This window comes from Dorea sp. 210702-DFI.3.125 (assembly GCF_020560945.1).
Classification (GTDB): domain Bacteria; phylum Bacillota; class Clostridia; order Lachnospirales; family Lachnospiraceae; genus Dorea; species Dorea formicigenerans.
The window spans coordinates 178,934-188,640 of record NZ_JAJCNF010000003.1 but is presented as its reverse complement, the minus strand read 5'-3'; the positions used below and the strand labels follow the sequence as shown (position 1 = coordinate 188,640).

The following is a 9,707-nucleotide window of genomic DNA, read 5'->3' as shown; positions in this document are numbered from 1 at the left end:
CGAACCCACGTATCCAGCTTGGAAGGCTGGTGTTCTACCATTGAACTACACCCGCGTATTAATTGTTTTCTTCGATTCATTCTTTACCAGAACCGCTCTCAAAGCTTTCAGGCTTTAAGAAAGCGGGTGATGGGAATCGAACCCACGTATCCAGCTTGGAAGGCTGGTGTTCTACCATTGAACTACACCCGCATATCAATCGGGGTGACAGGATTCGAACCTGCGACCTCCTGGTCCCAAACCAGGCGCTCTAGCCAAGCTGAGCCACACCCCGTTTTTTGTTTCCGTGTCGTTATCTCCGTGACACAAATAGTATTATACATAAGCCCCCTCTATATGTCAACAACTTTTTTAAACTTTTTTCAAAAAAATTCTTCAAAGTATCTTCCATACTTCGGAAAGCCCGTAAAATCGGGCTTTCCAGACTTATTGAGTTCATATCTTTACACAGTTTTAAGCTCTACTTCAGGCTGTTTTCCTTTTTCTAACTTCATCACCATGTAAGTAGCTTGTCGTCCCTGCTGCCTCGGATAAGTCAGGCTGCCCGGATTCAGCGTCACAAGATCAGCGTCTATTGTAAGTGCCGGTACATGTGTGTGCCCATACATCACAATATCCGCACCTCTGCGGCGCGCTTCTTCCTGCAAATGCGCCTCTCCCATGCTGACATAATATGCATGTCCATGCGTAATAAAGATATGATGTCCTTCCAGTTCAAATTCTTCCTCCCTCGGAAGTCTTGAAAAGAAATCATTGTTTCCACCCACAATATGCGTTGGACACTCAAAAATAGCTTCTATGTAATCTGCATCATCTTCCACATCACCAAGATGGATCAGCATATCCGCATCCGGATTACACTCACAAACATTTTCAATATTCTTTCTGGAACCATGTGTATCACTTACTATCACAATTTTCATATTTCTTTTGTCTTCCTGTCTTTTCTTTTACTGTATTCTTCTAGCTACCTTTTCTTTCGTCTGGTCATATCTTCTATTTGCTTTCCAGCTTTTCTTCCAATACTTTGCGCATTTTGCGAAGTCCTTCTCCACGATGGCTCAGTTCATTTTTCTTCTCCGGTTCAAGTTCCGCACTGCTGCAGCCAAACTGCGGCAGATAAAAGATCGGATCATATCCGAATCCATTTTCCCCTGCGATCTCATAACCAATACGACCTTCCATCGTTCCTCGTACAACTTCCGTACTTCCGTCTGGAAGCGCCGCCGCTATCGCACATACAAATCTTGCCGTACGCTTCTCATCCGGCACTCCCTCAAGCCGGTCTATCAACGCCTGGTTCTTAATATCATAAGACGTATCCTCACCCATATAGCGTGCCGAATAGATTCCCGGTTCTTTATTCAGCGCATCGATTTCCAGTCCGGAATCATCTGCCAGAACAACTGCATTTTTATACTCTGGCATCTTCCGTGCAATATCCGCGATCGTCGTCGCCTTAATTAACGCATTTTCTTCAAATGTCTGTCCATCCTCTACTACATCCGCCTGGATTCCGGCTTCTTTCTGGGACAAGATCTTGCAGCCAAGATCTGCTAGAATCATACGGATCTCTATCATTTTATTTTTGTTACCTGTCGCAAATATAATTATGTCCATCTTCAATTCTCCTCTGGCTTTTCCTACTTTTCCCTCGGCTTCTTTGGCGGTTTCGGCCCAAGGAACTGATAGAAATAGGTCTTCAACATTCCATTATAAATCTTACGATTCTTATCCGCCTTGCGTCCAAAATATCGTTCAGCTTCTTCATAAGAAGTTATCATATAGGCAGACCAGCTGTCCAAATGCTTAAAGCTCTCACCAAATGCTCTGTAAAGGGCCGGAAGATCCTTTTTATCCTCCAATCGCTCACCATACGGTGGATTGGTAATCACAAAACCATATTTTTTCGGGTGATGCAGATCTTTAACGTCTCTTTCCTGAAAATGTATCAGATGATCCACTCCCGCCTCTCTGGCATTGCGTCTTGCGATCTTAATTACAGAACTGTCCAGATCGTATCCCTGAATGTCCACCTCTACATCATCCTGAATCAAATCATTTGCCTCATCAATCGTGTCATACCAGACCTTTTTCGGTATAATATTCATCCAAGATTCAGCTGTAAAAGAACGATTCATTCCCGGAGCAATATTGGCTGCCATCATAGCCGCTTCAATCGGAAATGTTCCACTTCCACAAAATGGATCTACCAGGATCCGGTCTTTATTCCAAGGTGTCAGCATAATAAGTGATGCCGCCAACGTTTCTGTAATCGGCGCTTTTCCAGACACTTCTCGATATCCACGTTTATGTAAAGATACCCCTGAAGTATCAATTCCAATTGTCACAATGTCTTTCATTAAAAATACACGTACCGGGTAAGATGCTCCATCCTCCGGGAACCATTCGATGCCATAATACTCCTGAAGTCTGCGTACCATCGCTTTTTTCATAATAGACTGAATATCTGACGGGCTGAACAGCTTACTTTTTATCGAAGCAGCTTTCGCAACCCAGAATTTTCCGTTTCTCGGAATATATTCTTCCCAGCGAAGGCTCTTCGTTGCCTCAAACAGCTCTTCAAAGCTTGTTGCTTTAAAGCTCCCCACCTTAATGAGAATACGCTCTGCCGTACGCAGGAACACATTTGCACGGCATATAGCCTCCTCATCTCCGATAAATGTGACTCTTCCGTCTTCCACTTCCGAAATCTCATATCCAAGGTCTATAATTTCACGTTTTAGCACTGCTTCCAGTCCAAAATGGCACGGAGCAATCAATTCCATTCTTCTCATATATCTCTCCAAATCATCATTTGCATTAAAAAAGTTTTTCTTTCATATTACTTTTATTACCGGGCACTGTCAATCATTTCCGTAAGTCAGACCCAACAAAAAATATTTTCAGATATCTCAGGCGGTTTCTCGATCATTATCACTTCATATGCCCGGCAACACAGACAGGGACATGCCTTATGGCATGCCCCCGGTCGCCAGCAAAATTCACAGTATACCTGCAAACCACGCTGATCATCAGCTCTGATTAGTATCTGTCACTCTCATCATGACAATTGCGGTCAGATGCGTTAGATGCATTCTTGTTTGAAGAATTCTTTGCATTCTTGTTTGAAGTCTTGTTAGATGCGTTTTTATCCCCCATACTTGAATTTGTTTTGTTCTTGTTTGTTGAGTTGTAACCATCCTCGCCGTAACTGTTTTTGTTTGATGAACTGTAATTCTTAGCCATATTAATTCCTCCTAATCTTTTTTGCTGCAAAATTAGTATGTCCCGGCATCCGAATTTTATGTGATGTAAAATAGTTTTATTTTTTATATTTTTGCATCTTAATCTCAACTTAAGGTTTTTTTAAGATTTTTCATTTTTATCTTGCTTTTTAGAAATTCCTATATTATACTTGAATTCGTAGGAAGCACAACTTTCTACAACCCCTTATTAATTATTTATACTCCCCTCAAAAGACTGATAGCTCCCCTATCAGTCTTTTATTTTGCCCTATTTTTCCAAACAAAAACAGATATTCTGGCAGGCTTGATTTTAACCCTGTCGGAATATCTGTTTCTTATTTCATATATTTTCTATATATAAATCATATTTATATGGCTGCCTGTCTCGCTTACCATCGCCGGCCGCTTCCTCCAATCAGTCTGATAATCAGCATAATGATCACAAGCGGAATCAAAATCGGTGCCAGAAGGCTTATAATTCCTCCAACAATCGATACTACAAGCACGATAATCCCAATAATTCCAAGTATCAGCAACAGCTTTTTCCACCAGGTATCAAAGCCAAATGTGTGCACATGTGTCTGATATCCCTGATTCTGATCATAATAATCCTCGCGTGTATAATCCCCGCCATCTCCATATACCGGATCACTGAATCCACTATTAGCAGTAGTATAGGAACTTCCAGCATTTCTGCCCGTGCCCCGCTTTGCTTCCTCCGCATCAATAATTGTCTGCGCGATTACCCACGGATCGCCAAGCTCCGCGGTCACCTCTTCTTCTGTTCTTCCAATATTCACTTGAACACTGATATACCCATCATAATATGCAACATTTTCCTGCACAGTCTCACGATCCAGATCATTACCAAGAGCCTTTCTAAGCCCCTCCAGGAATTCATTTTTTGTCATATCTTCCATCTCCTTCCTTCATCTCTTATATCTAATATTAACACTTAATCTTTTCTATTATGTATCACGAACGCGCCAGACACCTTCACACTTTATTATTTAAAGATCCACAATGCATCTCTACTCCATACAACATTACTCAAATGCCATAGAAAAAGACCTTGAGCCTAGAATAGCACAAAGATGTGTTCATTCCAAGTCCAAGGTCCTTATAAAATCCTTAATTCTTTCTAAAGTTTCCGCAGTCTACAATCTCCTGTACTCTGCTATCGGAACATTTATCTTATACTTCAAACATCAGATCTCCGTAGGAAGGCATTGGCCATGCTTCTTTATCTACGATCATCTCAAGTTTGTCAACTGGTGAACGAAGCGCAGCCATAGCCTGAACAACTGTGAAGTGATAGTATCTGGCCTGCTCTTCTCCTTCTTCCATCTCTGCAGCTTTCTCTGTAACTTCTGTTAAAGCTTTCAGAGCGCTCTTGCTCTCTACAAGAAGAGCCGAAATCTCTGTCAGAAGCTCAGACTGTACAGAAACGTCTGCACCTGCTGCCTTTACAGCATTGATTGTATCTGCAAGTTCTTTTGTATATTTGATAACTGCAGGAATGATCTGTTTTGTAGCCATATCGATCATTGTGCGAGCTTCAATATTGATTGCCTTTGAGTAGTTCTCGTATTTGATCTCGGCACGAGACTCAAGCTCTGCCTTTGTAAATACCTTATATTTCTCAAAGAGGTTAATTGCTTTATCTGTTGTCAGTGCCGGAATAGCTTCTACCATAGACTTGATGTTCGGAAGTCCACGTCTCTCAGCCTCTGCAACCCACTCGTCAGAGTATCCATTTCCACCGAATACGATTCTCTGATGCTCTGTCGCATATTTCTTGATCAGATCATGTACTGCAAGATCAAAGTCATCTGCTTTCTCCAGTACATCACATGCCTCTGCAAATGCATCTGCTACGATTGTGTTAAGTACAACGTTCGGTCCGGCAATAGAATCACGAGATCCTACCATACGGAACTCAAATTTATTACCTGTAAACGCAAATGGTGATGTTCTATTACGGTCTGTAGCATCTTTTGTAAAATCCGGAAGTGTATCTACACCTGTCTTAAGGATTCCCTCTGCAAGACTATGTGTAGCTTCTCCTGTGCTGATCAACTGATTCAGGACATCCTCAAGCTGCTCTCCAAGGAATACAGATACAATTGCCGGTGGAGCCTCATTTGCTCCAAGTCTGTGGTCATTTCCCGGATCAGCTGCAGACTCACGAAGAAGATCTGCGTGCTCATCAACAGCTTTCAAAATACATGTAAGTACAAGTAAGAACTGGATATTCTCATGAGGTGTATCACCTGGATCCAGAAGATTCTTTCCATCATTCGTTATCAGTGACCAGTTGTCATGTTTACCAGATCCATTAACTCCAGCAAATGGTTTCTCGTGAAGCAGACACTTCATACCATGCTGACATGCAACTCTCTTTAACGTCTGCATTACAAGGTGGTTGTGATCCAAAGCTACATTTGCTTCAGCATAGATTGGTGCAAGCTCATGCTGTGCCGGTGCAACCTCATTATGCTGTGTCTTTGATGAAACTCCAACTTTCCAAAGCTGTTCATTTACATCTTTCATAAATCCTGCAATTCTCTGGCGGATTGTTCCAAAATAATGATCATCCAGCTCCTGACCTTTTGGAGGCATTGCTCCGAAAAGTGTACGTCCTGTATAGATCAAATCTTTTCTCTGCATGAACTTTTCAGCATCTACTAAGAAATATTCCTGCTCAGGTCCAACAGAAGGTGTTACCTTCTTAGCTGTTGTATTTCCAAAGAGACGAAGTAATCTCAATGACTGTTCATTGATTACCTGCATAGAACGAAGAAGTGGTGTCTTCTGATCCAGTGCCTCTCCTGTATAAGAGCAGAAAGCAGTTGGGATACAAAGTGTAGCACCTGCTGCATCATGTCTTACAAATGCCGGTGATGTACAATCCCATGCTGTATATCCACGTGCTTCAAATGTTGCACGAAGTCCTCCGGACGGGAATGAAGATGCATCCGGCTCTCCTTTGATCAGTTCTTTTCCAGAAAAGCTCATAAGAACCTTTCCACTCGGAAGCGGTGCGGAAATGAATGAATCATGCTTCTCAGCAGTTACACCTGTCAGTGGCTGGAACCAGTGCGTATAATGTGTAGCTCCCTTCTCAATTGCCCACTCTTTCATCTCATGTGCGATGACATCAGCTGTGGCAAGGTCTAATTCTTTTCCTTCCTCGATCGTCTTCTTCAAATCCTTGTATACTTTTTTCGGAAGGCGCTCTTGCATAACAGTGTCATTAAATACATCTTCTCCGAAAATGTCTGCTACATTAAAACGCTCGCTCATATCCTGCTTTCCTCTCTTTCACTTATTTTAAATTGTAATCATTCAATACCATATTCTTTCTTATACTCGCCGTTTGTCAAATACTAAACAATTACTATTTTTATATATACAGAAAAGGCACTCCAATTCAACATTGGAACGCCTTTGTTCTGTCTATGTCAGTTAGTATAACCCAATCGTCTGAAAAAGGCAAGTATAAATTAAATCTTTATTCAGCCTTACCAACTGAGCCAAATAATTCCATCTTTTCTTTGACAGTTTCAATAATTGCATCTGCACCTGGTTTGAGAAGTTTACGTGGATCGTATCCTTTTCCTTCCAGATCCTTTCCTGCCTCAATGTATTTACGTGTAGCTTCTGCAAATGAAAGCTGGCACTCTGTATTTACATTGATCTTAGCAACACCGAGACTGATTGCCTTTTTAATCATATCATCCGGAATACCTGTACCACCGTGAAGAACGAGCGGAAGTTTTCCAGTTAACTGCTGAACTGCATCAAGAGTCTCAAAGCTGAGTCCCTGCCAGTTTGCAGGATATTTTCCATGAATATTACCGATTCCTGCTGCCAGCATTGTAACACCGAGATCAGCGATCATCTTGCATTCCTTAGGATCTGCGCACTCGCCCATTCCGACTACGCCATCCTCTTCTCCACCGATAGAACCAACCTCTGCTTCAAGAGAAATTCCTTTCTCATTGCAGACTTTCACAAGTTCACGCGTCTTCTCAATGTTCTCCTCGATCGGATAGTGTGATCCGTCGAACATAATAGAGGAGAATCCTGCCTCTATACACTTATAACATCCTTCGTATGTACCATGGTCAAGATGTAATGCTACCGGAACTGTGATATTCAGTTCTTCGATCATGGCCTGTACCATAGCAGAAACTGTCTTGAATCCTGTCATCCATTTTCCTGCACCCTCAGATACACCAAGGATAATTGGAGATTTTACCTCTTCTGCTGCAAGAAGCGCACTTCTTGTCCACTCCAGATTGTTGATGTTAAACTGCCCTACTGCATAGTGGCCTTCTACTGCTTTTTCAAGCATTTCTTTTGCTGATACTAACATATTAAATTCCTCCATTTAAATTGTTACCTTTGCTTTCCTCATTATAGACCATAACATTCTAAATGACAAGTATCTGGAGACATGTGATTTTGTCAAAAAATTCAGCCGATCCAGAGGTATTTTCGTCATATTTTTAACAATTAAATTCTACGCCTTTTGATACTTCAAATAAGTCATTTCCGTTTTCTGGACTAATACTTTTGTAAAATATCTTTTCCAGGTGAATACTCCTCAGACTTCGTTTCATCACGGATACAACAAAAAGATCCACAGAACAATCTGTGGATCTTAGTGACTCCGAGGGGAATCGAACCCCTGATTCCAGCGTGAGAGGCTAGCGTCTTGACCGCTTGACCACGGAGCCATATCAGTTTTTTATGTTTTTCTGTACCCTCGTGTTCGGTACTTGCTTAGTATAGCAAAGGTTTCCCAAGAATGCAAGCACTTTTTTCAATTTTTTTAAACTTTTTTATTTTTTCATCAAATTCCGACATTTTGTAGGGACGCATCTGACATTCCGATGCACCTTTATACCGGAAATCATATTCGGCTTTCGGTGTATTGGCTTTCTTGCTGCGAGGTGCGCGTCATGCAATTGCATGACATACTTCTACTGCGCACCTCTGCAAGTCTACACTCCGTTTCGGTCGGCGCAAAACCATTGTTTGTACGACATCGTAATCTAAAACTACGTTTTTTATGTCCTATCCTGCAATCAACCCCCAATACCCCTGCACGAAAATAAACAGCACGATCAGCGGCAGGATAAATGTCAGGTAAAACCGGATGGCTTTATGTGTCGGGAATTTCACTCCGGATCCGGTATTTGCTTCTTTTATGAAATTATCCCATCCCCAGCCATATCTTGTCATACAGAACAAAAGATATACCAGTGATCCAATCGGCAGAAGGTTATTACTTACAAGGAAATCCTCGATATCCATAATACTCTTTCCACCTATAGAGAATCCTGCCCAGTCTGTCATTCCAAGCACACAAGGCACCGCAAGAAGAATCAGCAGAACTCCATTAATAAGAACAGATTTCTTCAAAGAAATCCCCCACATATCTCTTGCGAATTGGATAATATTCTGGAACACTGCGATGATCGTGGAAAATGCTGCAAACGACATGAACAGGAAGAACAGAGCTCCCCAGATTCTTCCGCCAGCCATCTCACGGAATACATTTGGCAGTGTCACAAATACAAGTCCTGGTCCCTGACCCGGGTTTACATCAAATGCAAAACAGGATGGAAATATGATCAGACCTGCAACAAGCGCTACAACCGTATCCAGAACGGTGATGCTGATTGCCTCTCCAGTCAATCTTCTCTCTTTTCCAATATAACTTCCAAAGATTGCCAGTGCACCAATTCCGACACTTAAAGTAAAGAATGATTGTCCCATTGCCGCAAACACCGCTTCTTTAAATCCATTTTCGGCCATCTTACCAAAATCCGGAAGCAGATAGAACTTCAATCCATCTACCGCACCATCCAGTGTCGTTGCACGAACGACCAATATTAACATAATTACAAACAAACTGGACATCATGAATTTTGTCATTTTTTCGACACCATTTTGAAGTCCCATAGAACACACTATAAGCCCCAGCACGGAAATCAAAATCATCCAGAACAGCATTTCATTTCTGTTAGAAGTCAGTTCTCCAAAAATCGCCTCCACCTGCTTTGTGTCAGCTCCTACGAAATCTCCTTTTACCATCTTTACGAAATATGCGAGCATCCAGCCGCCGATTGTCGTATAGAACATCATCAGCAGATAATTACCTGCAATTCCGAAATAGCGGTAAATGTGCCATTTACTTCCTTTTGGTTCCAGTTCATTGAAAGACTTTGCAATACTCTTCTGGCTTCCACGGCCAACCGCGAACTCCATAACAATGATCGGAAGTCCTAAAATCAAAAGAAAGAACAGATACAGAAGCACAAATGCTCCTCCTCCGTACACTCCTGTGATATACGGGAATCTCCATACATTTCCCAGACCAATTGCACAGCCTGCGGACATTAATATAAATCCCAGTCTTGATGAAAATTTTTCTCTAGTCTCCAC

General features: G+C 41.8%; 8 protein-coding genes and 3 tRNA genes. All 11 read right to left on the bottom strand.

The window, feature by feature from the left end; translation table 11 throughout:
• Nucleotides 1-121 precede the first annotated feature (121 nt).
• The 11 genes from LI164_RS03000 to LI164_RS02950 all read right to left on the bottom strand — a co-directional run bounded on the left by LI164_RS03000 (nucleotide 122) and on the right by LI164_RS02950 (nucleotide 9,707).
• Nucleotides 122-192, bottom strand: a tRNA-Gly gene (locus LI164_RS03000).
• A gap of 7 nt (nucleotides 193-199) precedes the next feature.
• Nucleotides 200-274: transfer RNA gene (locus tag LI164_RS02995), tRNA-Pro, on the bottom strand.
• A gap of 169 nt (nucleotides 275-443) precedes the next feature.
• Nucleotides 444-923: a metallophosphoesterase gene (locus LI164_RS02990; RefSeq protein ID WP_005331976.1), complete on the bottom strand. Its 480-nt coding sequence runs from the start codon at nucleotides 921-923 to the stop codon at nucleotides 444-446.
• Nucleotides 924-996: 73 nt separating this feature from the next.
• A complete protein-coding gene (gene rdgB / locus LI164_RS02985; RefSeq protein ID WP_227086715.1) occupies nucleotides 997-1,620 on the bottom strand; it encodes an RdgB/HAM1 family non-canonical purine NTP pyrophosphatase in 624 nt (207 codons plus the stop codon).
• Between the two features lie 23 nt (nucleotides 1,621-1,643).
• Entirely contained in the window at nucleotides 1,644-2,798 is a 1,155-nt protein-coding gene (locus LI164_RS02980; RefSeq protein ID WP_117494474.1) for a class I SAM-dependent RNA methyltransferase, read from the bottom strand.
• A gap of 247 nt (nucleotides 2,799-3,045) precedes the next feature.
• Nucleotides 3,046-3,249 carry a hypothetical protein gene (locus tag LI164_RS02975; RefSeq protein WP_005331971.1) on the bottom strand — a complete coding sequence of 68 codons (204 nt, stop codon included), beginning with the start codon at nucleotides 3,247-3,249 and terminating at the stop codon, nucleotides 3,046-3,048.
• Nucleotides 3,250-3,637: 388 nt separating this feature from the next.
• Nucleotides 3,638-4,159: a DUF1700 domain-containing protein gene (locus LI164_RS02970; protein WP_040015380.1), complete on the bottom strand. Its 522-nt coding sequence runs from the start codon at nucleotides 4,157-4,159 to the stop codon at nucleotides 3,638-3,640.
• A gap of 283 nt (nucleotides 4,160-4,442) precedes the next feature.
• Nucleotides 4,443-6,554 (bottom strand): glutamine synthetase III, encoded by a 2,112-nt coding sequence (locus tag LI164_RS02965; RefSeq protein WP_005331968.1) that lies wholly within the window; start codon nucleotides 6,552-6,554, stop codon nucleotides 4,443-4,445.
• A gap of 208 nt (nucleotides 6,555-6,762) precedes the next feature.
• Complete coding sequence (gene fba / locus LI164_RS02960) at nucleotides 6,763-7,629, bottom strand: class II fructose-1,6-bisphosphate aldolase (protein WP_040015379.1); 867 nt, start codon at nucleotides 7,627-7,629, stop codon at nucleotides 6,763-6,765.
• A gap of 292 nt (nucleotides 7,630-7,921) precedes the next feature.
• Nucleotides 7,922-7,993: transfer RNA gene (locus LI164_RS02955), tRNA-Glu, on the bottom strand.
• Nucleotides 7,994-8,333: 340 nt separating this feature from the next.
• Nucleotides 8,334-9,707 carry a sodium-dependent transporter gene (locus LI164_RS02950; RefSeq protein WP_040015378.1) on the bottom strand — a complete coding sequence of 458 codons (1,374 nt, stop codon included), beginning with the start codon at nucleotides 9,705-9,707 and terminating at the stop codon, nucleotides 8,334-8,336.

What these genes read in the sequence shown, in the direction of transcription:
- LI164_RS02990 (WP_005331976.1), bottom strand. Translation starts at nt 923, where the DNA reads ATGAAAATTGTGATAGTAAGTGATACACATGGTTCCAGAAAGAATATT.
- rdgB (WP_227086715.1), bottom strand. Translation starts at nt 1,620, where the DNA reads ATGGACATAATTATATTTGCGACAGGTAACAAAAATAAAATGATAGAG.
- LI164_RS02980 (WP_117494474.1), bottom strand. Translation starts at nt 2,798, where the DNA reads ATGAGAAGAATGGAATTGATTGCTCCGTGCCATTTTGGACTGGAAGCA.
- LI164_RS02975 (WP_005331971.1), bottom strand. Translation starts at nt 3,249, where the DNA reads ATGGCTAAGAATTACAGTTCATCAAACAAAAACAGTTACGGCGAGGAT.
- LI164_RS02970 (WP_040015380.1), bottom strand. Translation starts at nt 4,159, where the DNA reads ATGACAAAAAATGAATTCCTGGAGGGGCTTAGAAAGGCTCTTGGTAAT.
- LI164_RS02965 (WP_005331968.1), bottom strand. Translation starts at nt 6,554, where the DNA reads ATGAGCGAGCGTTTTAATGTAGCAGACATTTTCGGAGAAGATGTATTT.
- fba (WP_040015379.1), bottom strand. Translation starts at nt 7,629, where the DNA reads ATGTTAGTATCAGCAAAAGAAATGCTTGAAAAAGCAGTAGAAGGCCAC.